Source organism: Pseudomonas sp. TWI923 (genome assembly GCF_039673365.1).
Lineage (GTDB): Bacteria > Pseudomonadota > Gammaproteobacteria > Pseudomonadales > Pseudomonadaceae > Aquipseudomonas > Aquipseudomonas sichuanensis.
In genome coordinates this window covers 1-23,740 of the sequence record NZ_JBDJLM010000011.1, presented here as the reverse complement: position 1 = coordinate 23,740, position 23,740 = coordinate 1, and the positions used below count along the sequence as shown (strand labels likewise).

Below are 23,740 nucleotides of genomic sequence, written 5' to 3'. Positions count from 1 at the left end.
AGATCGTGGGGGCAGGCTTGCCCCGCGATGGATCACGACGGCTTATCCCACCACTGCAGCCTGCCACTGCCCCTGATCCACCTGGATCAGCGTCGGCCCGCGGCGCTCCACCGCCCGTCCCAGCGCCGCCTGCAACTGCGCGACATCACCCACGTTCTCGGCCTCGGCCCCCAACGCCCGCGCCACACCGACGAAGTCAGGGGTATGGATATCCACGCCCACGGGCTCGATATCCCGGTTGACCATGTACTTCTTGATTTCCTCATACCCCTGGTTGTTCCACAGCAGCACGATCAGCGGCACCTGCGCTTCCACCGCGCTGGCCAGTTCCGGCAGGGTGAACTGCAGGCCGCCGTCTCCGATCAGGCACACCGCCGGCGCTCGCCGGGCGGGCACTTCGGCGCTGCCCAGCCAGGCGCCCATGGCGGCAGGCAAGGCATAGCCGAGGGTGCCGTAGCCGGTCGACGCATTGAACCAGCGGCGTGGCTGAGCCATGTCCAGGGTCAGGTTGCCGGTGTACACCGGCTGGGTCGAATCACCGACCAGGATGGCATTGGGCAAGGTTTCCAGGATGCCGGTCAGCAGGCGCGTCTGGCTCAGGGTCACTGGGTCCCAGGTCGCCGCATTGTCCTGGCGCAGACGCGCGGCACGCGCGGCGCCCCACTCGCTGTCGCGGGGTGGCTGCGGCTGCGCTTGCAGGGCAGCGAGCAGCGCCTCGGCGGCCTGCTCGGCATCGGCCACCAGCGCCAGCTCGGGCAGGTAGTTACGCACGGTCTGGTCTGGGTCGATATCGATGCGCAGCAGGCTGCCGGGGATCTCAAAGCCGCCCTTGAAGGTCACGTCGTAATCGGTCTCGGCCAGCTCGGTGCCGATGGCCAGCACCACATCGGCCTCGGCGACCAGCGCGCGGGTCGCCGGCAGCGTCTGGGTCGAACCGATCTGCAATGGGTGGTTCGCCGGCAGCAGCCCCTTGGCATTGATGGTCAGCGCCACTGGCGCCTGCAAGTGCTCGGCCAGACGGGCCAGCGCCGCGCCGGCGGCCAACGCACCACCGCCGGCGAGAATCAGTGGCCGACGCGCCTTGGCCAGGCGCTCGGCCATCTGCCGCACCGCCTGCGGCGCAGCGCCCGCGCGGCTGGTGCGCACGGGGCGTGCCGCCAGCAGGTGATCGGCAGGCTCGACCAGCACGTCCAACGGAATCTCGATATGCACCGGGCGTGGCCGCGCGCCATCGAACACGGCAAAGGCCCGGGCCAACACCTGGGGCAGGTCATCGGCGCTCATCAGCGTTTGCGAGAAGGCTGCCACGCCGGCGACCAGGGCGGACTGGTTGGGCAGCTCATGCAACTTGCCGCGCCCACCGCCGAGCTGGCTGCGCGACTGCACGCTGGAGATCACCAGCATCGGGATCGAGTCGGCATAGGCCTGGCCCATGGCGGTGGTGATATTGGTCATGCCTGGGCCGGTGATGATGAAGCACACCCCCGGTTTGCCGCGTGTGCGCGAGTAGCCATCGGCCATGAACCCGGCGCCTTGTTCGTGGCGCGGGGTGATGTGGCGGATAGATGACGCCGCCAGGCCACGGTACAGCTCCACGGTATGCACACCGGGAATACCGAAGACATGGTCAACACCATAGTCTTCGAGGAGTTTGACCAACATTTCGCCGCAGGTTGCCATGATCGAATACCCGAATCTTGTTGAAATCGGTGTTCATGGAACCAATCTGCGGCTACCGCCACAATGCAAAAAAACACATACTAGCCATGACTTCACATCATGGCTTACCACGATGAAACGGCTACCGCCCCTGCCCGCCCTGCATACCTTCCTGGTTACCGCCCAGCACTGCAACTTCACCCGCGCCGCGCAGCAGCTGCACATCACCCAGGGTGCGGTCAGCAGGCAGATCGCCGGGCTCGAGGAGCACCTGGGCTACCCGTTGTTCCAGCGCCAGGCGCGTGGCCTGGCACTGACCCGCGAAGGGCAGGACTGGCTGCCGCGGGTGCAACAGATCTTCGCCCTGGTCGAGCAAGGCGTGCGCGAGGTGGGCGGGCGCAGCAGCACGCTGCAGCTCAAGGCGCCAACCTGCGTGATGCGCTGGCTGTTGCCACGCCTGATGGAATGGCAGGCCTTGCGCCCGGACGTGCCGGTGGAGCTGACCACTACGGTGCAGCACGGGGTGGACTTCCGCCATGAAGGTTTCGATGCCGCCGTGGTGTATGGCGCCGTACCGAACCACGGGCTGCAGGTGCGCAAACTGTTCGATGAACAACTCACGCCGGTCTGCGCGCCCTCGCTGCTGAACGGGCCATTGCCATTGCAGCAGTTGCAGGACCTGTTGCGGCACATGCTGCTGCACCCCTCGCGGGACGAACATGACTGGCGGCTGTGGTTGCAGGCGGCGGGAGCCGGGTTCGAGCCGCAAGGACCGAAGCAGCATTTCGAGACCCTGGACATGGCGATGGCCATGGCTTCGCAGGGCACGGGGATCGCCATCGGCGATTGGGCGCTGATCGGCGATGACCTGCGCAGCGGGCGGCTGTGCATGCCATTCGGGCTGAAGGTCACGACCGGGAAAGGGTATTACCTGGTGAGCCCGTCGAAGACCATGGCGGCGGGGTTGGTCGAATTGATGGAGTGGCTGCAGGAGCGTGCCAGGCACTAGAACGCCGGGGGCGCGTTGCGCCCCGCTGAGCCTTGTGTTGCTTGCTCTGGCCTCATCGCTGGCAAGCCAGCTCCCACATGGATCGTGTGTCTCTCAAGGCCGGCACTGTACCTGTGGGAGCCGGCTTGCCGGCGATAGGGCCAATACAGGCGACTCAGTAACCGACGGTGAACCGCGTCTTCGAGTGCGCCGGCTTCTCTAGCTCATCGATCATCGCGATCGCATAGTCGGCAAAGGTGATCCAGCTCTTGCCCTCGGCACCGATCAACAGGTGATCCTTGCCCAGTTTGTAGTGCCCGCTGCGCTCCCCCTCAACGAACTCCGCCGACGGCGACAGGAAGGTCCAGTCCAGTGCCGATTCCTGGCGCAAGGCATCGAGGAAGCGCACGCCGCCATTGGCCTCAGCCTTGTAGGCCTCGGGGAAATCCGGGCTGTCGATCACCCGCTGCCCGGACGGCAACAGCAGGCTGCCGGCACCGCCCACCACCAGCAGGCGCTTCACGCCGGCGCGCTTGACCGGCTCGATGACGGCCTGGGGTTCAAGGGTGGAGAAATGGGCGGCGCTCAGCACCGCGTCGCAGCCGCTGACCGCCGCCTGCAGGGCGGCGCTGTCCTTGGCGTCCAGCGCCTTGACGGTCACGCCGTCCCGGCCTTGCAGCTTCGATGGATCACGGGCGATGGCGACCACGCTGTGGCCACGGCGCAGGGCCTCTTCCAGCAGTTGGCTGCCGGCACGCCCGGTGGCGCCGATGATTGCGATCTTGCTCATGGGAAACACTCCAACAGGTTGAATGGGATTACCACTTCATCTCGCCCTTGGCGACCTTGGCTCCCAGTTCCAGGGAGCTTTCGTCGGCCAGGTTCGGGTAGCGCTTTTTCATCGCCGCGATCAGTGCGTCGGCGTTGCCGGCCTTGGCGGTTTCGGTATCGAAGTCACGAATGTAGTTGGCGGTGAAGCGCACGGCCTCCAGTGAACGGCTGCTGTCGCCCAGGTAGTGCCCGGGGACCACGGTACGCGGCGCCAGTTGCTCGATCCTGGTCAGGGTCCCCAGCCAGTCGGCGTGGGATTGCGCGGTCTGGGTGTCGGCCATCCACACATGGATGTGCTCGGACACCACCACACCCCCCACCACGGCCTTGATCGACGGGATCCAGACAAAGCTGCGGTCCGGCTGCGGGCCGTCCAGGCCAACGACTTCCAGCGCCTGGCCTTCAAGCTTCAGCTGATTGCCGTCGAGCACTTGTGGCACGACCAGCTTGGCCGGTTTGTCGGCGCCCATTTGCGGGCCCCAGTAGGCGAGCTTGGCATCCATGGTTTTGCGGATATGGGCAACGGTGGCGGCCGACGCGACCACTCGGGCCTTGGGGAACGCCTGGGTGAGCGTGTCCAGGCCGAAGTAGTAGTCCGGGTCGCCGTGGCTGATATAGATGGTGGTCAGTTGCTTGCCGCTCTTGCGCAGGCGCTCGACCACCTGCTCGGCCTGGCCCTTGCCGAATTGCGCATCGACCAGGATCGCGTCGTGTTCGCCGCTGACGATCACCGAACTGACTGGGAAGATGGCGTCGTGGCCTGGGTTGTAGACGTCGAGCTTGAGCGGATCGGCTGCCATGGCCTGGCCAGCGAGGGTGACGCAGGCCAGCAGCAGGCCGCGCAGGGGCGTGAACAGTGACATCGTTGCTTCCTGATGAGTGAGTCGATGGAGCACAGCTTAGTTGCCCGATTCAATACAAAAAATGCGATGCTGCGACATAGTTCATTTCTGAAATCGGGCAAATCATGGACCGTCTCAACGCCATGCGCGTATTCGTCACCGTCGTCGACCTGGGCAGCCAGTCTGCAGCGGCGGATCACCTGGAGCTTTCCCGGCCAGTGGTGTCGCGCTACCTGGCAGAGCTGGAGGACTGGGTCGGCGCCCGGCTGATGCAGCGCACCACGCGCAAGCTCAGCCTGACCGCCGCCGGGCAGGAGACATTGCCGCGCTGCCGGCAACTGCTGGAACTGGCCGGCGACCTGCAGCACGCCGTGCGCCAGCCCGATGATGCCCCTCGCGGCGAGCTGCGCATCAGCGTCAGCACCTCGTTCGGCCAGGCTCAACTGGTGGATGCGCTGGCGGCCTACGTCAAGCGCTACCCCGGGGTGAAGGTGGAGCTGCAGATGCTCGATCGCACCGTCAACCTGGTGGACGAACGCATCGACCTGGCGATCCGCACCAGCAACGACGTCGACCCCAACCTGATCGCCCGGCGCCTGAGCGTGTGTCGCTCGGTGGTCTGCGCCAGCCCCGCGTACCTGCGCGAACACGGAACACCTGCGCGGGTGGAGGATCTGAGCGGGCACAACTGCCTGACCCATGCCTATTTCGGCCATAGCCTGTGGCATTTCGAGGTGGGCGGGCAGAGTGTCGCCGTGCCGGTACAGGGCAATATCAGCGCCAACGAGGCCATGACCTTGCAGAAGGCTGCGCTGGCCAGCGCCGGTATCGCCATGCTGCCCACCTACCAGGCGACCAGTGCGCTGCGCAGCGGCGAACTGGTGCGCCTAGTGCCCGAGGCGCGGCCACGGGAGCTGAACCTGAACGCGGTGTACACGTCGCGCAAGCACATGCCGGCGACCTTGCGCAGCATGCTGGATTTTCTGGTGGAGCGGTTTGGGGATGAGCCGGAGTGGGATCGGGGGTTGGGGCTTTAGGGGGGGCCAGGTGCAGGGCGATAGCCTTGCAGCGCTCTCGAGATCGAGCGCCGCCCGCGCGGCGCATCGCTGGCAAGCCAGCTCCCACATCTGTTTCGGGCCAGTTACTCCTGCAAGGTCATCACTGTCCGCCTTGTTGGTACGACGCGATTTCAGTGTGGGCGTTGCCGCCGCCCCACATCACTCAAGGCATGCGCCAAGGCGAGCGCAGGTACTTTCACAGGAATAATTGGCCCGAAACAAATGTGGGAGCTGGCTTGCCAGCGATGCGCCGCGCGGGCGGCGCTCGATCTCATAGGCGCTGCAAATCGTGAACAGTTCACCCCGCCAGCACGCGGTCCCACCGGCAATGAGGCCAGTGCAGATATCCAAGCCGGGCCTATGCTTACCGTTATCACCTGTTACAACAACAGGAGGTAAGCACCATGAGTATCAAGTCCAGGCGTTGCGCGCTGGTCTTTGCCTTGGCCGCCGTCGTAGGGCTCTACGGTTCGGCCTGTTGGCGGGTCGAGCTGCTGCGCAGCCAACCCAACACCGCAGCCAGTTGCGCGCAGGAACACTGCGTGCCCCACACCGCAACCTTGAGTGCCGTCAGATAAAGCGACGGCGCCGCGCGCCGGTCACTCCTCGACGCTCATGTATTCCTTGGCCCAACGGATGTAGTCCTCCGGCTGGGTGTAGGTGTGCGAGAGCTCGGTGGCGGTGAGGCTGTCCGACTTGTGCTGCTGGCCACGCTGCAGGCGCAGGCAGTCGTAGGTGGCCTTGATCGCGGCGAAGTAGGCGGCGTGGCCGTCGACCACGATACGCACGCCCAGGCGCGCCAGGCGCTCGTCGTCACGCAGGTTCGGGTTGCCGTAGGTGACCAACATCAACGGCACGTTCAGGTGCTCGGCGATCTGCTCCAATTGCTCGAAGTCCTTGACCCCCACCATGCAGATGCCATCGGCGCCGGCCTTCTGGTAGCTCTGGGTGCGCACGATGATTTCTTCGGTGCTCAGCACCCCGGCGTTGGTCCGGGCGATGATCGCCATGGCCGAGTCGACGCGGGCCTCCAGGGCAGCGCGGATCTTGCCGACGCCCTCTTCCACCGGGATCAGGTCAGTGGACTTGCGGCCGAACTGAGCCGGCAGCAAGGTATCCTCGATGGTCAGGGCGGCAACCCCGGCACGCTCCAGTTCGATCACCGTGCGCATTACGTTGAGGGCATTGCCATAGCCATGGTCGGCATCGGCGAGTACCGGCAGTTGGGCAACGCGGCCAATACGGGTGGCTTGCTCGACGAACTCGCTGAGGGTGATCAGGGCAAAGTCCGGCGCGGCCAGTACCTGCAACGAGGCAACCGAACCGCCGAGAATGCCGACTTCAAAGCCAAGGTCGGCGGCGATGCGCGCAGACATGGGGTCGAAGACCGAAGCGGTGTGATAGCACGAACCTGAAGCGAGCAGTTCGCGGAAGGCAAAACGCAGATCGTGGTGGGAAGCCTTGGGCATGATCACTCCGCTTGTAATAAGAAATGTTGAACGGCTGACAACCGACCCCTGTATCGGGTCTACCTGACTGATCCAACCGTCGCCATCGGTGCGGTCATGCTCGTCATGCAGGCAGAGGAATAAAAGGTGTGGAAATACAGCAACGCGAAACCCTGCGGCAAAACGCTGCACCATGCTGGTGCAGGCCCCGGATTTCAGCCTCTGCAGCCTTTGCACGATATCACGCAGCCATGCAGCACTGGATGAATGCGCCAATGCCGATCTTGCATAGGGGATGCACAGAGTACATAGGAAGCTACTCAACTCAGGTTACAATCAGGCCACTCCGAATGAGCTGATCACAACCAGGTAGCCACCGTGACCGCCGCCCTGCCCCCTACCGTTCTGCGCAGCGTACTGACCGCCCTGATGCTGGCGATCTTCCTCGGCGCCCTCGACCAGACCATCGTCGCGGTGTCGCTGCCGGCGATTTCCGCCCAGTTCAACGATGTCGGCCTGCTGGCCTGGGTCATCTCCGGCTACATGGTGGCCATGACCATCGCCGTGCCGATCTACGGCAAGCTCGGCGACCTGTATGGCCGGCGGCGCATGATCCTCACCGGCACTGCGCTGTTCACCCTCGCCTCGATCGCCTGCGGCCTGGCCCAGGACATGCCGCAGCTGGTGCTGGCGCGGGTGCTGCAGGGCATCGGCGCAGGCGGCATGGTGTCGGTGAGCCAGGCGATCATCGGCGACTTCGTGCCGCCGCGCGAACGCGGCCGTTACCAAGGCTATTTCAGCAGCATGTACGCCCTGGCCAGTGTCGCCGGGCCGGTGCTGGGCGGGTGGCTGACCGAGTACCTGTCGTGGCGCTGGGTGTTCTGGATCAACCTGCCGCTGGGGCTGGTAGCGCTGTGGGCGATCCACCGTGCCCTCGACGGTTTGTCGGTGAAGCGCCGCGAGGTACAGGTGGACTACCTGGGCGCGGTGTTGATGATCATTGGCCTGGGCTGCCTGCTGCTGGGCATCACCCTGGTCGGCCAGGGGCATGCCTGGCAGTCTACACCGGTACTGTTACTGCTGGGCTGCGCGCTGCTCGGGCTGCTGGTGTTCGTCACCCACGAGCGGCGTTGCCGTGAGCCGCTGCTGCCGATGAGCCTGTTCGGCAACTGGGTCGCGGTGCTGTGCTGGTGCGTGATCTTCTTCGCCAGCTTCCAGTCGATATCGCTGACCATGCTCATGCCCCTGCGTTACCAGGGCATCACCGGGGCCGGCGCCGACAGCGCCGCACTGCACCTGCTGCCACTGGCCATGGGGCTGCCTATCGGCGCGTTCACCGGTGGGCGCATGACCAGCCGCACCGGGCGCTTCAAGCCCCAGATCCTGACCGGCGCGCTGCTGATGCCGGTTGCCATCGCCGCCATGGCCCTGACACCACCGCAATCGGGTTGGCTCAGCGCGCTGTTCATGCTGCTGACCGGGATCGCCTGCGGGTTGCAGTTCCCCACCTCCCTGGTGGGTACCCAGAGTGCAGTGGAGGCGAAGGACATCGGCGTGGCCACCAGCACCACCAACCTGTTCCGTTCGCTGGGTGGAGCGATGGGGGTGGCGTGCATGTCCAGCCTGCTGCTGGCGTTGTTGCAACAGGGTGGTTTCGAGCTGCTGGGCAATCCCCTGCTGGGTAGCCTCAAGGCAGGTGAGGCGGATCTGGAGACCCAGGCGCGGTTGCTGGAAACGTTCCGGCATCTGTTGCTGGCCAGTGCCGGAGCTTCGCTGCTTGGGTTGCTGGCTGCGCTGGCGTTGCCGGATCGGCAACTGCGCGGCCGGTGAGATCGCCGGGGGCGCTTCGCCCCCCTATCGCTGGCAAGCCAACTCCCACAGAGATTGCACCGACCCTGTGGGAGCTGGCTTGCCAGCGATAGGGCCGCAACGCGGCCCCACTGTTAATCCCACTTTAATCCATGGGAAAAAGACTTCCTCACAATCCTTCACAAAGTGTCATTTGCGCAGGCTTGGGCTCAAGCGCAGCATATCCAGCCCGGTGTCCACCCACTTTTCGGCATCGCGCAGTAGGTCGAAACTGTCCGGCAGCAGCAACCAGCGCCCGATCAGGCCATCGACGTAGGCAAACATCGCCACGGCAGCACGATCGCAATCGAGGTCGGCAGGCAATTGCCCACGCCGCACGGCGTTGGTCAGGGTCAGGGCGATGCCCACGTGACAGTCGAGTACCGCGCTTTGGCGTTGCTGGCGAATCTCACACATGTCGTCGGTGAATTCGCACTTGTGATGCAGGATTTCATTGATACGCCGGGTTCGGGCGTCAAGCACCAGCTCGTTGAACACTTGCAGTAACAATTTGCGCATGCAACCCAGCGGGTCGAGTTCATCCTCGCTCTCACTGGCCCGGGCCAGGTGGTCGTGGGTTTCGTGCAGGCAGTCGAGCAGCGCCTGGACCAGATCGGCCTTGTTGCTGAAATGCCAGTAGATCGCGCCACGGGTCACCCCCGCGAGCTCTGCGATATCGGCCAGTGTGGTTCGCGCAACCCCGCGCTTGTAGAAGGCCTTTTCCGCCGCCTCGATGATCTGGGCGCGGGTTTCCTGGGCTTCTTCTTTGGTTCGACGGACCATGGCAACACAACCTCTTCAGGCCCCGCACGCACTTCTGGCGGGCGGGAATCAGGCCGGGGTCGCCTCTTCAGGGGCCGTTCCCGGGGTAATTGAGCGGTTCGCGGTGGGGGGTATGCAATCCACCGGCGGTGTTTACAAACAAGCATGAATGTAAGTATATTCGGTAGCAAGCTATTAATCCACCGGATAGCGTTTTTCTGACAAGACACTTCCACTATTCTTGAGCTCCCTTGCTCCAGCGACCCGAGGATCCTCATGCAATTCAAGCCAGCCGTAACCGCCCTGGTTTCCGCCGTGGCCCTGGCAACCCTGCTCAGTGGCTGTAAGAAAGAAGAAGCCGCGCCTGCGCCGCAGGCTCCTCTGGTCGGCGTCGTAACCGTTCAACCCCAGTCCTTCACCCTGACCTCGGAACTGCCGGGGCGCACCACGGCCTACCGCATCGCCGAAGTCCGCCCGCAGGTCAATGGCATCATTCTCAAGCGCCTGTTCAAGGAAGGCAGCGACGTCAAGGAAGGGCAGCAGCTCTACCAGATCGATCCCGCCGTCTACGAGGCCAACCTGGCCAACGCACAGGCCAACCTGCAGGCTACCCGCTCGCTGGCCGAACGCTACAAGCAGCTGATCGACGAGCAGGCCGTCTCCAAGCAGGAATACGACGACGCCAATGCCAAACGATTGCAGGCAGAAGCCGCGCTCAAGAGTGCCCAGATCGACCTGCGCTACACCAAGGTACTGGCACCGATCAGCGGTCGCGTCGGCCGTTCCTCGGTCACCGAAGGCGCGCTGGTGAGCAATGGCCAGACCAACGCCATGGCCACCATCCAGCAACTCGACCCGGTCTACGTCGACGTCACCCAGTCCACCGCCGAACTGCTCAAGCTGCGCCGTGACCTGGAAAGCGGCCAGTTGCAGAAAGCCGGTGACAACGCCGCGCAAGTGCAGCTGGTGCTCGAAGACGGCAGCCTGTTCAAGCAGCAAGGCCGCCTGGAGTTCTCGGAGGTCGCGGTCGACGAAACCACCGGTTCCGTGACCCTGCGCGCGATCTTCCCCAACCCCGACCACACCCTGCTGCCGGGCATGTTCGTGCACGCCCGCCTCAAGGCCGGGGTCAATGCCAACGCCATCCTGGCCCCGCAGCAGGGCGTGACCCGCGACCTCAAGGGCGCGCCGACCGCACTGGTGGTCAACCAGGAAAACAAGGTCGAACTGCGCCAGCTCAAGGCCAGCCGTACCCTGGGCAGCGACTGGCTGATCGAGGAAGGCCTGAACCCGGGTGACCGCCTGATTACCGAAGGCCTGCAATACGTACGCCCAGGCGTCGAGGTCAAGGTCAGCGAAGCCACCAACGTCAAGAAGCCGGCCGGCCCCGATCAGGCCAACGCGGCGAAAGCAGACGCCAAAGCGGAGTAAACCATGTCGAAGTTCTTTATCGATCGCCCGATCTTCGCCTGGGTGATCGCCCTGGTGATCATGCTGGTCGGCGCCTTGTCGATCCTGAAGCTGCCGATCAACCAGTACCCGAGCATCGCGCCGCCGGCCATCGCCATCGCCGTGACCTACCCGGGCGCCTCGGCGCAGACGGTGCAGGACACCGTGGTGCAGGTGATCGAGCAGCAGCTCAACGGTATCGACAACCTGCGTTATGTGTCGTCGGAAAGTAACTCCGACGGCAGCATGACCATTACTGCCACCTTCGAGCAGGGCACCAACGCCGACACCGCGCAGGTGCAGGTGCAGAACAAGCTCAACCTGGCCACCCCGCTGCTGCCGCAGGAAGTGCAGCAGCAAGGTATCCGCGTCACCAAGGCTGTGAAGAACTTCCTGCTGGTGATCGGCCTGGTGTCCGAAGACGGCGGCATGACCAAGGACGACCTGGCCAACTACATCGTCTCCAACATGCAGGACCCGATCTCGCGGACCGCAGGCGTGGGTGACTTCCAGGTGTTCGGTGCCCAGTACGCCATGCGTATCTGGCTCGATCCGGCCAAGCTCAACAAGTTCCAGCTGACCCCGGTCGACGTGCGCACCGCGGTTGCCGCGCAGAACGTGCAGGTGTCGTCCGGCCAGCTCGGCGGCCTGCCGGCCCTGCCGGGTACCCAGCTCAACGCCACCATCATCGGCAAGACCCGCCTGCAGACCGCCGAGCAGTTCGAAAAGATCCTGCTCAAGGTCAACAGCGACGGCTCCCAGGTACGCCTGGGCGATGTAGCACAAGTCGGTCTGGGCGGCGAAAACTACGCGGTCAGCGCCCAGTTCAACGGCAAGCCCGCCTCGGGCCTTGCCGTGAAGCTGGCCACCGGCGCCAACGCCCTGGATACCGCCAAGGCGTTGCGCAAGACCATCAGCGACCTGGAACCCTTCTTCCCGCCTGGCGTGAAGGCCGTGTTCCCGTATGACACCACCCCGGTGGTCACCGAATCGATCAGCGGGGTTATCCACACCCTGATCGAAGCCGTGGTCCTGGTGTTCCTGGTGATGTACCTGTTCCTGCAGAACTTCCGCGCCACCATCATCACCACCATGACTGTACCCGTGGTGTTGCTGGGTACCTTCGGCATCCTGGCGGCGGCCGGCTTCAGCATCAACACCCTGACCATGTTCGCCATGGTGTTGGCCATCGGCTTGCTGGTGGACGATGCCATCGTCGTGGTGGAGAACGTCGAACGGGTCATGTCCGAGGAGGGCTTGCCGCCCAAGGAGGCGACCAAGCGCTCGATGGAGCAGATCCAGGGCGCGCTGGTGGGTATTGCCCTGGTGCTGTCGGCGGTACTGCTGCCCATGGCCTTCTTCGGCGGCTCCACCGGTGTGATCTACCGTCAGTTCTCGATCACCATCGTCTCGGCCATGGGCCTGTCGGTACTGGTCGCGCTGATCTTCACCCCGGCCCTGTGCGCCACCATGCTCAAGCCGCTGAAGAAGGGCGAGCACCATGTGGCCAAGCGCGGTTTCTTCGGCTGGTTCAACCGCAACTTCGACCGCAGCGTGGTCGGCTACGAACGCAGCGTCGGCGCCATCCTGCGCAACAAGGTGCCGTTCCTGCTGGCCTACGCGCTGATCGTGGTCGGCATGATCTGGCTGTTCGCCCGCATCCCCACCGCGTTCCTGCCCGAGGAAGACCAGGGCGTGCTGTTCGCCCAGGTGCAGACCCCGGCCGGCTCCAGTGCCGAGCGCACCCAGGTGGTGGTCGACCAGATGCGCGAATACCTGCTCAAGGAAGAAGCCGACACCGTGGCTTCGGTGTTCACCGTGAACGGCTTCAACTTCGCCGGCCGCGGCCAGAGCTCGGGCATGGCGTTCATCATGCTCAAGCCGTGGGGCGAACGTTCGGCCGAGAACAGCGTGTTCAAGCTGTCGCAACGCGCCCAGCAGCACTTCTTCAGCTTCCGTGACGCGATGGTGTTCGCCTTCGCCCCGCCTGCGGTGCTGGAGCTGGGTAACGCCACCGGCTTCGACGTGTTCCTGCAGGACCGCGCCGGCGTCGGCCACGTCAAGCTGATGGAAGCGCGCAACCAGTTCCTGGCCAAGGCCGCGCAGAGCAAGATCCTCAGCGCTGTGCGCCCGAACGGCCTGAACGACGAACCGCAGTACCAGCTGACCATCGATGACGAACGTGCCAGCGCCCTGGGCGTGACCATCGCCGACATCAACAGCACCCTGTCGATCGCCCTCGGCGGCAACTACGTCAACGACTTCATCGACCGTGGCCGGGTCAAGAAAGTCTACATCCAGGGCGCGCCCAACGCGCGGATGAGCCCGGAAGACCTGCAGAAATGGTACGTGCGCAATGGCGCCGGCGAGATGGTGCCGTTCTCCTCGTTCGCCAAGGGCGAATGGACCTACGGTTCGCCGAAACTGTCGCGCTACAACGGCGTTGAAGCAGTCGAGATCCTCGGTGCCCCGGCCCCAGGCTACTCCACTGGTGAAGCCATGGCCGAAGTCGAGCGCATCGCCGGCGAACTGCCAGCCGGTATCGGCTACTCCTGGACCGGCATGTCCTACGAGGAAAAACTCTCCGGCTCGCAAATGCCGGCGCTGTTCGCCCTCTCGGTCCTGTTCGTGTTCCTCTGCCTGGCAGCGCTGTACGAAAGCTGGTCGATCCCGATCGCCGTGGTCCTGGTAGTACCCCTGGGCATCATCGGTGCGCTGATCGCCACCAGCATGCGCGGGCTGTCCAACGACGTGTACTTCCTGGTCGGCCTGTTGACCACCATCGGCCTGGCGGCCAAGAACGCGATCCTGATCGTCGAATTCGCCAAGGAACTGCACGAGCAGGGCCGCAGCCTGTACGACGCCGCCATCGAGGCGTGCCGCATGCGTCTGCGCCCTATCATCATGACCTCCCTGGCGTTCATCCTCGGCGTGGTACCGTTGACCATCGCCAGTGGCGCGGGCGCCGGTAGCCAGCATGCCATCGGCACCGGGGTGATCGGCGGCATGATCAGTGCAACCGTGCTGGCCATCTTCTGGGTACCGCTGTTCTTCGTAGCAGTGTCGTCGCTGTTCGGCAGTAAAGAGCCGAAAGCCGACGCCACCCCTGAAACTCCACGTTATGAGGCTGGGCAATGACCAAGTCTTTGCTGTCCCTGGCGGTTACCGCCTTCATTCTCGGCGGCTGCTCGCTGATCCCTGACTACCAGACGCCGGAAGCGCCGGTCGCCGCGCAGTGGCCGCAAGGCCCTGCGTACTCGCCGACCGAGTCGGCCAACGTGGCCGCTGCCGAACAGGGCTGGCGCCAGTTCTTCCATGACCCGGCGCTGCAGCAGCTGATCCAGACCTCGCTGGAAAACAACCGCGACCTGCGCGTGGCGGCGTTGAACATCGACGCCTACCGCGCCCAGTACCGCATCCAGCGCGCCGACCTGTTCCCGGCCGTCTCCGCCAATGGCAGTGGCAGCCGCCAGCGGATGCCGGCGAACATGTCGCAGTCCGGTGAGGCCGGCATCACCAGCCAGTACTCGGCCACCCTCGGCGTCAGCGCCTACGAGCTGGACCTGTTCGGCCGGGTGCGCAGCCTGACCGAGCAGGCCCTGGAAACCTACCTGTCCAGCGAGCAGGCGCGCCGTTCCACGCAGATCGCCCTGGTGGCCAGCGTGGCCAACGCCTACTACACCTGGCAGGCCGACCAGGCGCTGTTCAAGCTGACCGAAGAAACGCTGAAAACCTACGAGGAAAGCTACAACCTCACCCGCCGCAGCAATGAAGTGGGCGTGGCTTCGGCCCTCGACGTCAGCCAGGCGCGCACTGCCGTGGAAGGCGCGCGGGTCAAGTACTCGCAGTACCAGCGCCTGGTCGCCCAGGACGCCAACAGCCTGGCGGTACTGATCGGCACCGGCATCCCGGCCAACCTGGCCAAGCCGCTGGAGCTCAATGCCGACCAACTGGCCGAAGTGCCGGCCGGCCTGCCATCCGACATTCTTCAGCGCCGCCCGGACATCCAGGAGGCCGAGCACCTGCTCAAGGCCGCCAACGCCAACATCGGCGCCGCCCGCGCCGCGTTCTTCCCGAGCATCAGCCTGACCGCCAACGCCGGGACCCTGAGCCCGGACATGGGCGGCCTGTTCAAGGGTGGCTCTGGCACCTGGCTGTTCCAGCCGCAGATCAACCTGCCGATCTTCAACGCCGGCAGCCTGAAGGCGAGCCTGGACTACTCGAAGATCCAGAAGGACATCAACGTCGCCAAGTACGAAAAGACCATCCAGACCGCCTTCCAGGAAGTCGCCGATGGCCTGGCCGCACGCAAGACGTTCGAAGAGCAGTTGCAGGCGCAACGTGACCTGGTGGCCGCCAACCAGGATTACTACCGCCTGGCCGAGCGCCGCTACCGCATCGGCATCGACAGCAACCTGACCTTCCTCGATGCCCAGCGCAACCTGTTCAGCGCCCAGCAGTCGCTGATCGGCGATCGCCTGTCGCAGCTGGTCAGCGAGGTCAACCTGTACAAGGCCCTCGGTGGCGGCTGGTACGAGCAGACCAACCAGCAAGCGTCGGTACAGTCGCCAAAAGGCTGATCACACCGGCAACAGCATCAAGCCCACCCTCGCGGTGGGCTTTTTGTTTGCATGCCGTACACCACTCCTGTAGGAGCGGCCTTGTGTCGCGATTGGGCTGCGCAGCAGCCCCAGGATTTAAGCATTGATGCAAAGATCGCAGGGGCTGCTTTGCAGCCCTATCGCGACACAAGGCCGCTCCTACAGGGACAGCGGTCACCGCTGGCTCACAAACCAACCACCACGAACATTGCGTTCGATAATCGCCCCATTCCGCTTGCGGCGAATTGCCTCGCCCCCGCCCTCCCCCGCACCATCGCCCACGCAACGTTGCACAAGTTCTCACAAAGACGCCCGTCCCCTGCGGCCCGCACCCGCAGCGCCCCGGCTCGCCCAATAAAAACAAGAGATCCACGACAGATGAGCACTTTGCACCCCGCACGCCAGCTGCTGCCCGGCCTGTTGGCCATGTCCTGCGCCCTGCCCGCCCTGGCCGCCGAAAGCGGCTTTTTCGAGGACGCCAAGGCCAGCCTCAACCTGCGCAACTTCTACATCAACCGCAACTTCGTCGACCCGGCCAACCCCCAGGGCAAGGCCGAGGAATGGACCCAGAGCTTCATCCTCGACGCCCGCTCCGGTTTTACCCAGGGCACCGTCGGTTTCGGCCTGGATGTGCTGGGCCTGTATTCGCAGAAGCTCGACGGCGGCAAAGGCACCGCCGGCACCCAACTGCTGCCGGTGCACGACGATGGCCGCCCGGCCGATGACTTCGGCCGCCTGGGCGTGGCGTTCAAGGCGCGCCTGTCGCAGACCGAACTGAAGGTCGGCGAATGGATGCCGGTGCTGCCGATCCTGCGTTCCGACGATGGCCGCTCGTTGCCGCAGACCTTCCGTGGCGGCCAGCTCACCTCCAAGGAGATCGATGGCCTCACCTTGTATGGCGGCCAGTTCCGTGGCAACAGCCCGCGCAACGACGCGAGCATGGAAGACATGTTCATGCAGGGCCGCGCCGCCGCAACCTCCGATCGCTTCAACTTCGCTGGCGGTGAATACACCTTCAACGACAAGCGCACGATGATTGGGCTGTGGGATGCGCAACTCAAAGACATCTACCGCCAGCAGTACCTCAACCTGGTGCACAGCCAGCTATTGGGCGACTGGACCCTGGGCGCCAACCTCGGTTACTTCATCGGCAAGGAAGATGGCAGCGAACGCGCCGGCAAGCTGGACAACCGCACCGCTTCGGCCCTGCTCTCGGCACGCTACAAGGGGCATACCTTCTACGTTGGCCTGCAAAAGGTCAGTGGCGACGACGCCTGGATGCGGGTCAACGGCACCAGCGGCGGCACCCTGGCCAACGACAGCTACAACTCAAGCTTCGACAACGCCAAGGAACGCTCCTGGCAGGTGCGTCACGACTTCAATTTCGTCAGCGTCGGTGTCCCTGGGCTGACCTTGATGAACCGCTATATCAAGGGTGACAACGTGCACACCAGCGCGGTGAACGACGGCAAGGAATGGGCGCGGGAGACCGAGCTGGCTTATGTGGTGCAGTCGGGCACGTTCAAGGATCTGTCGCTGAAGTGGCGCAACTCCACCATGCGCAGGGACTACAGCACCAACGCATTCGATGAGAACCGGTTGATCGTGAGCTATCCGCTGAACCTGCTCTAGCAGGTCCGGCCTCTTCGCGGGTAAATCGCAGCGGCGAACCGCCGCTCCCACAGGTTTCTCACCAATCCTGTGGGAGCGGGTTTACCCGCGAAGAGGCCAGCAATGACAACAAAGAACAAAAGTGCATATATAAATCAAATAACATTCTTTGACGCTATATGTAACAAAAGCTAAAACCGAGCCCTGATCCCCGCACCAGAGCCCGAGCATGGACCTCCGCCAACTGCGCTATTTCATCGCCCTCACCGAGTACCGCAGTTTCGTCCGCGCCGCCGAAGCCATGGGCATCACCCAACCGGCATTCAGCCGGGCCATCCAGAACCTCGAGCAGACCCTCGGCTGCACCCTGGTCGACCGTGGCAACAAAGCCCTGCCCCCCACCCCCGAAGGCCAGGTGGTGCTGCAACACGCCCGCCGCCTGGTGCAAGGCGCCGCCCAGCTGAACAACGAGGTGTTGCAGATGACCAAACTCGACGCCGGCGAACTGCACTTCGGCAGTGGCCCGGCCCTGGCGGTGCGCCTGGTGCCCGAGGCCTTGCAGCAGTTCATCGAGCGCCACCCCGGCATCCGCACGCAACTGCTGGTGGACAACGCCGAGCGCCTGGGCCAGGCCCTACGCCGCGAGCAGATCGAGTTCTTCGTCGATGACATTCGCCCGTTCGAGGCCGACCCGAACTTTCACACCGAACCGCTCAACCCACGCCCCGGCCTGTTCTTCTGCCGCCCCGGGCACCCGCTGCTGGCCAAGGACAGCCTGTCGACCAACGACCTGTTCGCCTACCCCTTGGCCTGCGCCCTGCTCGCCCCCGGGGTACGCAAGCGCCTGGCCAACCTCAGCGGGCGCAACGACTTCACCCCGCACCTGCAAACCGAGCACCTGGCGGTGCTGCGCAGTGTGGTGCTGGCCAGCGACGCGGTCGGCAGCGCCAGCGAAGAAGCGGTGGCCGAGGACCTGGCCGCCGGCACCCTGGTGCGCCTGCACTGGCGCAACCTGCCGCCGGGGCTGGAGGTGCTGAGCGTGCGTTGCGGGGTGGTCAGCCGCAGCGGCTATCGCCTGTCGCCGGCGGCGCGGGCGATGATCGAGACCCTGGTCAGCCTGGATGCTGAGCCATTGCCCGCAGCCGCGGCGCATCGACAATCTCCACCTCGCCATAGCCCAGGCGTAGCACGCCGGACTGTTCGAGGTTCCTGAGGATCTGGTTGATGGTCTGGCGCGACAGCGACAGCATCAGCGCCAGCTGCTCCTGGGACAGTTGCAGGCGCCACTGGGCGATATCGCGCTCGCCATAGCCTTCGGCGATCTGCAGCAGGCGGTGGGCGACCCGCGGCGCGGCGGCCAGCAGGCTCTGCTGCTCCAGGGCGACGAATACCCAGCGCAGCTTGTGGCTCATCAGCAGCGCCAACTCGCGCCAGTGCTGCGGTTCACGCGCCAACCACTCGAGCAAGGGCGCCTGGGGCAGCCACAGCAATCGTGTAGCCCCTTCCGCGAAGGCGTCATGGGTGCGTGGCTGGCCATCGAACAGGCTGATCTCGCCGAACCAGTACGGCGCTTCGACCAAGGTCAACAGCGCCTCCTTGCCCTCGCTGCTCACCGCCCCCACCCGCATCGCCCCGTCGAGCACCGCATACAGCCCGCACGGCGCATCGCCACGCTGGAACAGGCATTGCCCTGGCGCCAGCTCGCGGGTTCGTGCCAGGGCCAGCAGGCTATCCTGAACCTTGGTAGGCAACTGCCGGAACCATTGCCCGTGCAGCAACTGGGGACGCAAATCGTGCATGGCACCTCGCAAAGCGGACTCTGTCGGCCAGGCGACAGACGACAACGAATGGACGGGGCAAGCTGCGCCTACCCCTGATGGAGGAACAACAATGAAAAACCTCGTCGAACACCTGAGTCAATACGCCGCCTATCATCGCGACCCGCGCAATATCACCACGCACTTCGTCGGTATTCCGTTGATCGTGCTGGCGGTGAGCATCCTGCTGTCGCGGCCCGGCTGGGACGTGGCAGGTTTGTGGCTGTCACCGGCATTGCTGCTGGCCACCTGGTCGGTGTGGTTCTACCTGCGCCTGGACCTGCGTTTCGGCCTGGTGATGGGGCTGTTGCTGGGGCTGTGCCTATGGGCCGGCCAGGCACTGGCCGTACAGGCCACCGGGCTGTGGCTGAGCGCCGGGCTGGGGGCGTTTGTGGTGGGCTGGATCATCCAGTTTGTCGGGCATGCTTACGAAGGCCGCAAGCCGGCGTTTGTCGATGATGTCAGCGGGCTGATCATCGGGCCGTTGTTCGTGGTGGCGGAGCTGGCGTTCATGGCCGGATTGTGTGGCGATCTGAAGAAAGCCGTGGAAGCCAATGCCGGGCCGGTGGCGATCCGCCAGAAGAAAGCAACCGTCTAGTAGATCGCGGGGCAAGCCCGCTCCCACGAGATGGGACTGCCCCAAGAGTTGAGTTGGTTTCCAACTTCTTGGGGGCAGTCCAAGATCCGACGTGGGAGCGGGCTTGCCCCGCGATGGCGTTATTGCCGCGACTCAACCCCCAACTCATCCCACACCGACTCCGCCAGGTGGAAGGTGGCATTGGCCGCCGGGATGCCGCAGTAGATCGCACTCTGCATGATCACTTCCTTGATCTCTTCGCGCGTCACGCCGTTGTTGGCCGCCGCGCGCAGGTGCAGCTTGAGCTCGTCGTTACGGTTCATGCCGATCAGCATGGCAATGGTGATCAGGCTGCGGGTATGCCGTGGCAGCCCCGGGCGAGTCCAGATATCACCCCAGGCATGGCGGGTGATCATTTCCTGGAACTCGCCGTTGAAGTCGTTGAGCTTCTCCAGGCTGCGGTCGACATGGGCATCGCCCAGCACCGCGCGGCGCACCTGCATGCCGGCGTCGTAGCGTTGTTTCTCATCCATGGCGTATGTCCTCAGCGAGCCAGCAAAAAATCGAGCACGCGGTCACTGAACGGCGCACCGACCTCGACGTTGGACAGGTGCGCCGCCGGGAACTCGGCGTAATCGGCACCCGGGATGCCAGCCTGCATGAACCGGCCATGCTCCGGCGTGGTGACCACATCGGCACTACCGGCGACGATCAGGGTCGGCACCTGGATGTGCTGGAGCTGGTCACGGAAATCGGCATCCCGCACAGCGGCGCAGTTGCCGGCGTAACCGGCAGGCGAGGTGTGCGCCAGCATCTCGGTTATGCGTTGGGCAATGGCCGGCTCGGCCGCGGCGAACGCCGGGGTGAACCAGCGCGCAATGGAGGCATCACGCAGATCACGCATGGCCTGCTGACCGCCCTTGAGCACAGTGTCGATGCGGGTGTTCCACACCTCGTCATTGGCGATTTTCGCCGCCGTGTTGCACAGGGTCAGGCTGAGCAGGCGGGCGCCTGCGTTGATACCCAGCCACTGGCCGATCAGGCCGCCCATGGACAAGCCGGCGAAGTGGGCCTTGGGGATATCCAGCGCGTCGAGCAGCGCCAGCACATCGTTACCCAGCTGTTCGATGCTGTAGGGGCCTTCGCTGACCACCGAGGCACCGTGGCCACGGGTGTCGTAACGCAGCACGCGAAAGTGTTCGCTCCATGCCGGGATCTGCGTGTCCCACATGCCAAGGTCAGTACCCAGCGAGTTGGACAACACCAGCACCGGGGCATGCGCCGGGCCGTCGAGTTGGTAATGCAGTACGCCATCGGCCAGTTGCACGTGCGCCACAGCGGTCTCCTTCAGGCAATGAAACGTTGATGTTCGGCCACGGCACGCGCCACCCAGACACGGGCCTGGCCGAGGTAATGGGCAGGGTCGAGCAGGCGGTCGAGTTCGTCGGCGGACAACTCGGCGCTGACCTGGGGCTCGTCACCGAGCACGGCGCGCAGGTGGCGTTGCTCGGCCACCGCGCGCTGGCAGCAGTGTTCCAGCAGATGATGGGCGCGATCGCGGCCCAGGCGCTGGGCCAGGACGATGCTGACGGCTTCGGCCAGCACCAGCCCCTGGGTAAGGTCAAGGTTGCGGCGCATGCGTGGGGCGTCCACTTCCATGCCCTCGGCGATCACCTGGGCCTGGCGCAGGGCGCCGGACACCAGGCAGCAGATTTCCGGCAGGGTTTCCCATTCGGCGTGCCACAGGCCCAGGCTGCGTTCGTGCTCCTGGGGCATGGCACTGAACAGCGTCGAAACCAGCCCCGGCACACGGGTGGCGGCGCCGATCAGCACCGCCGCCCCCACCGGGTTGCGCTTGTGCGGCATGGTCGAGGAGCCGCCTTTGCCTGGCGCTGAGGGTTCGAACAGCTCGCCCGCCTCGGTCTGCATCAACAGGCTGACATCACGGCCGAACTTGCCCAGGCTGCCGGCGATCAGGCCCAGCACCGAGGCAAACTCCACCAGGCGATCGCGCTGGGTGTGCCAGGGCTGCTCGGGCAATGTCAGTTGCAACTGTTCGGCCAAGGCTTCGGCCACTGGCAACGCCTTGCTGCCCAGCGCCGCGAGGCTGCCGGAGGCACCGCCGAACTGCAGCACCAACAAGCGCGGGCGCAGCTCCTTCAAGCGCTGGCGATGACGGGTCAGGGCGCCGAGCACACCGGCCAGCTTCATCCCCAGGGTCACCGGCGTGGCGTGCTGCAGCCAGGTACGGCCCACCAGTGGCGTGTCGGCATGCTGCAGGGCCTGGCGGGCCAAGGTGTCGGCCAAGCTGTCGAGGTCGCTTTCGATCAGCGCCAGCGCCGCACGCAGTTGCAGTACCAGGCCAGTGTCCATCGCGTCCTGGCTGGTGGCGCCCAGGTGCACATAGCGCTCGGCCTCGGGCACGCCACTGGCGATAACCTTGCCCAATGCCTTGACCAGCGGGATCGCCGAGTTACCGGCGGTGGCGATGGCATCGGCCAATGCCCGCACGTCATAGCGCTCGGCCTTGCAGGCGGCCTCGATCGCCGGCACCACGGCGTGTGGCACCAGCCCGGCGGTGGCTTCGGCACGGGCCAGGGCCGCCTCGAAATCGAGCATGCCCTGCAGCCGGCCCCGGTCGGAAAAGACCTCGCGCATGGCCGGGGTGGTGAAGTAGGCGTCGAACAGTTGGTTGCTCATGCAACGTCCTTAGTGATCATCGTGCAGGTACTGCGCCTGCTTGGGCAGGCGCAGGCTGAACAGGAAGGCCACCGCCATCATGGCGGTCACGTACCAGTAGAAGGTGTTCTCCATGCCCAGGGTCTTCAAGCCCAGGGCCACGTATTCGGCCGAACCGCCGAACACTGCGTTGGCGATCGCATAGGCCAGCCCTACCCCCAGCGCCCGCACCTGCGGCGGGAACATCTCGGCCTTCACCAGGCCGCTGATCGAGGTGTAGAAACTGACGATGCACAGTGCCAGGGTCACCAGCACGAAGGCCATGAACGGGCTGCTCACGGTCTTCAACGCCATCAGCAGCGGCACGGTGAACAGCGTGCCCAGGGCGCCGAACAGCAGCATCGAGTTACGCCGGCCGATGCGGTCGGAGAGCATGCCGAACACCGGCTGCAGGATCATGAACAGGAACAGTGCGCCGGTCATCACGAAACTGGCGCTCTTGGCGTTCATGCCGGCGGTGTTGACCAGGTACTTCTGCATGTAGGTGGTGAAGGTGTAGAAGATCAGCGAGCCGCCGGCGGTGTAGCCCAGCACGGTGATGAAGGCGGCGGCGTGGTTGCGCAGCAGGCCACTGATCGAGCCGGCGTCCTTGTCCTGGCGGGTCTCGGCGCTGCTGGTTTCTTCCAGGGAGCGGCGCAGCACCAGCGAGATCAGCGCGGCAACCGCACCCACTACGAACGGGATGCGCCAGCCGTAGGCGCGCAGTTCTTCTTCGCTCAGCAACTGCTGCAGGATCACCACCACCAGCACCGCCAGCAACTGGCCGCCGATCAGGGTGACGTACTGGAACGAGGCAAAGAAGCCGCGTTGGCCGCGCAGGGCCACTTCGCTCATGTAGGTGGCGGTGGTGCCGTACTCGCCGCCCACCGACAGGCCCTGGATCAGCCGCGCCAACAGCAGCAGCGCCGGCGCCCAGGCACCGATGCTGGCATAGGTCGGCAGGCAGGCAATGATCAAGGAGCCGAAACACATCATCAGCACCGAGGTCATCAACGAATTCTTGCGCCCGTGACGGTCGGCCAGGCGACCGAAGATCCAGCCGCCGATGGGCCGCATCAGGAAGCCCGCGGCGAACACCCCGGCCGTGTTGAGCAACTGCACCGTGGGGTCGTCGGAGGGGAAGAAGGCCGGGGCAAAATAGATGGCGCAAAAGGCGTAGACATAGAAGTCGAACCATTCCACCAGGTTGCCCGAGGAGGCACCGACGATGGCGAAGATGCGTTTGCTGCGTTCTTCGCCGGTGTAATAGGTTGAGGTCATGGTGCGTTTACTCCTGGAGGGTCACAGGTAATTCTAGACATACCTGGTTACACACTCGTTCCGCTGCCGGACACCACTCCCTGAAGGAGCGGCCTTGTGTCGCGAAAGGGGCGCGAATCGGCCCCAGGATCGAGATATATCCAAGATTGTCGGGGGGGGGTGGCAGCCCTTTAGCGACACCAGACCCCCCCAACAAGAGGGCGCCAAGAACCACAAAACCATTCGATGTGCACACCCCACCCCCACCCCC

At 64.7% G+C, this 23,740-nt stretch carries 20 protein-coding genes; 10 read left to right on the top strand and 10 right to left on the bottom strand.

All coding sequences use genetic code 11. From position 1 onward, the window contains the following. Positions 1–42 precede the first annotated feature (42 nt). A complete protein-coding gene (locus tag ABE459_RS07370; protein ID WP_346648003.1) occupies positions 43–1,680 on the bottom strand; it encodes a 5-guanidino-2-oxopentanoate decarboxylase in 1,638 nt (545 codons plus the stop codon). Positions 1,681–1,792: 112 nt separating this feature from the next. Between ABE459_RS07370 and ABE459_RS07365 the strand changes: the two genes are divergently transcribed. After that, positions 1,793–2,668: a LysR substrate-binding domain-containing protein gene (locus ABE459_RS07365; protein WP_258705783.1), complete on the top strand. Its 876-nt coding sequence runs from the start codon at positions 1,793–1,795 to the stop codon at positions 2,666–2,668. A gap of 154 nt (positions 2,669–2,822) precedes the next feature. Here the strand turns inward: ABE459_RS07365 and ABE459_RS07360 are convergent, their stop codons facing one another. Next, positions 2,823–3,437: an NAD(P)-dependent oxidoreductase gene (locus ABE459_RS07360; RefSeq protein ID WP_258705782.1), complete on the bottom strand. Its 615-nt coding sequence runs from the start codon at positions 3,435–3,437 to the stop codon at positions 2,823–2,825. A gap of 28 nt (positions 3,438–3,465) precedes the next feature. Continuing rightward, the gene (locus ABE459_RS07355; RefSeq protein ID WP_258705781.1) at positions 3,466–4,341 is read right to left on the bottom strand and encodes an MBL fold metallo-hydrolase; all 876 of its coding nucleotides are present in this window, start codon (positions 4,339–4,341) and stop codon (positions 3,466–3,468) included. Positions 4,342–4,445: 104 nt separating this feature from the next. On the opposite strand from ABE459_RS07355, the gene ABE459_RS07350 reads away from it, so the two are divergent. Together ABE459_RS07350 and ABE459_RS07345 are read left to right on the top strand one after the other, a co-directional pair. Then, the gene (locus ABE459_RS07350; protein WP_323831392.1) at positions 4,446–5,357 is read left to right on the top strand and encodes a LysR family transcriptional regulator; all 912 of its coding nucleotides are present in this window, start codon (positions 4,446–4,448) and stop codon (positions 5,355–5,357) included. A 425-nt stretch (positions 5,358–5,782) separates the two neighbouring features. Beyond that, positions 5,783–5,956, top strand: coding sequence for a hypothetical protein (locus tag ABE459_RS07345; RefSeq protein WP_189654521.1), 174 nt, complete (start codon positions 5,783–5,785; stop codon positions 5,954–5,956). Between the two features lie 21 nt (positions 5,957–5,977). Here ABE459_RS07345 and ABE459_RS07340 read toward each other — a convergent pair whose 3' ends face one another. Continuing rightward, positions 5,978–6,847: an oxaloacetate decarboxylase gene (locus ABE459_RS07340; protein ID WP_125462776.1), complete on the bottom strand. Its 870-nt coding sequence runs from the start codon at positions 6,845–6,847 to the stop codon at positions 5,978–5,980. Positions 6,848–7,204: 357 nt separating this feature from the next. On the opposite strand from ABE459_RS07340, the gene ABE459_RS07335 reads away from it, so the two are divergent. Beyond that, complete coding sequence (locus ABE459_RS07335; RefSeq protein ID WP_323831394.1) at positions 7,205–8,656, top strand: MDR family MFS transporter; 1,452 nt, start codon at positions 7,205–7,207, stop codon at positions 8,654–8,656. 168 nt (positions 8,657–8,824) lie between these two features. On the opposite strand, the gene ABE459_RS07330 is transcribed toward ABE459_RS07335, so the two are convergent. Beyond that, positions 8,825–9,457 carry a TetR family transcriptional regulator gene (locus ABE459_RS07330; protein ID WP_125462774.1) on the bottom strand — a complete coding sequence of 211 codons (633 nt, stop codon included), beginning with the start codon at positions 9,455–9,457 and terminating at the stop codon, positions 8,825–8,827. 255 nt (positions 9,458–9,712) lie between these two features. Between ABE459_RS07330 and ttgA the strand changes: the two genes are divergently transcribed. The 5 genes from ttgA (at position 9,713) to ABE459_RS07305 (ending at position 18,310) form a co-directional block, all read left to right on the top strand. After that, entirely contained in the window at positions 9,713–10,867 is a 1,155-nt protein-coding gene (gene ttgA, locus ABE459_RS07325) for a toluene efflux RND transporter periplasmic adaptor subunit TtgA (RefSeq protein ID WP_110993741.1), read from the top strand. Positions 10,868–10,870: 3 nt separating this feature from the next. Next, a complete protein-coding gene (gene ttgB / locus ABE459_RS07320) occupies positions 10,871–14,023 on the top strand; it encodes a multidrug efflux RND transporter permease subunit TtgB (protein ID WP_322359439.1) in 3,153 nt (1,050 codons plus the stop codon). Beyond that, positions 14,020–15,465, top strand: a complete 1,446-nt coding sequence (locus ABE459_RS07315; RefSeq protein ID WP_258705778.1) for an AdeC/AdeK/OprM family multidrug efflux complex outer membrane factor — start codon at positions 14,020–14,022, stop codon at positions 15,463–15,465. Before ttgB ends, ABE459_RS07315 begins: the two co-directional genes overlap by 4 nt. Positions 15,466–15,864: 399 nt before the next feature. Beyond that, positions 15,865–17,118 carry an OprD family porin gene (locus tag ABE459_RS07310; protein ID WP_346648002.1) on the top strand — a complete coding sequence of 418 codons (1,254 nt, stop codon included), beginning with the start codon at positions 15,865–15,867 and terminating at the stop codon, positions 17,116–17,118. Between the two features lie 208 nt (positions 17,119–17,326). Continuing rightward, on the top strand, positions 17,327–18,310 hold the full coding sequence (locus ABE459_RS07305; protein ID WP_125462770.1) for a LysR family transcriptional regulator: 984 nt from the start codon (positions 17,327–17,329) through the stop codon (positions 18,308–18,310). Here ABE459_RS07305 and ABE459_RS07300 read toward each other — a convergent pair. Continuing rightward, on the bottom strand, positions 18,210–18,896 hold the full coding sequence (locus ABE459_RS07300) for a Crp/Fnr family transcriptional regulator (protein ID WP_125462769.1): 687 nt from the start codon (positions 18,894–18,896) through the stop codon (positions 18,210–18,212). The two genes, ABE459_RS07305 and ABE459_RS07300, sit on opposite strands and share 101 nt — an antisense overlap. Positions 18,897–18,987: 91 nt before the next feature. On the opposite strand from ABE459_RS07300, the gene ABE459_RS07295 reads away from it, so the two are divergent. Further along, on the top strand, positions 18,988–19,512 hold the full coding sequence (locus ABE459_RS07295; RefSeq protein ID WP_125462768.1) for an Mpo1-like protein: 525 nt from the start codon (positions 18,988–18,990) through the stop codon (positions 19,510–19,512). Positions 19,513–19,631: 119 nt separating this feature from the next. On the opposite strand, the gene pcaC is transcribed toward ABE459_RS07295, so the two are convergent. Genes pcaC through ABE459_RS07275 form a run of 4 tightly spaced genes read right to left on the bottom strand, consistent with a single transcriptional unit; the run spans position 19,632 to position 23,490 of the window. Continuing rightward, complete coding sequence (gene pcaC, locus ABE459_RS07290; RefSeq protein WP_070093782.1) at positions 19,632–20,024, bottom strand: 4-carboxymuconolactone decarboxylase; 393 nt, start codon at positions 20,022–20,024, stop codon at positions 19,632–19,634. An 11-nt stretch (positions 20,025–20,035) separates the two neighbouring features. Next, a complete protein-coding gene (gene pcaD, locus ABE459_RS07285; RefSeq protein ID WP_323831399.1) occupies positions 20,036–20,827 on the bottom strand; it encodes a 3-oxoadipate enol-lactonase in 792 nt (263 codons plus the stop codon). Between the two features lie 11 nt (positions 20,828–20,838). Beyond that, a complete protein-coding gene (locus ABE459_RS07280) occupies positions 20,839–22,191 on the bottom strand; it encodes a 3-carboxy-cis,cis-muconate cycloisomerase (protein WP_323831401.1) in 1,353 nt (450 codons plus the stop codon). Between the two features lie 9 nt (positions 22,192–22,200). Next, positions 22,201–23,490: an MFS family transporter gene (locus tag ABE459_RS07275; protein ID WP_323831403.1), complete on the bottom strand. Its 1,290-nt coding sequence runs from the start codon at positions 23,488–23,490 to the stop codon at positions 22,201–22,203. Positions 23,491–23,740 lie beyond the last annotated feature (250 nt).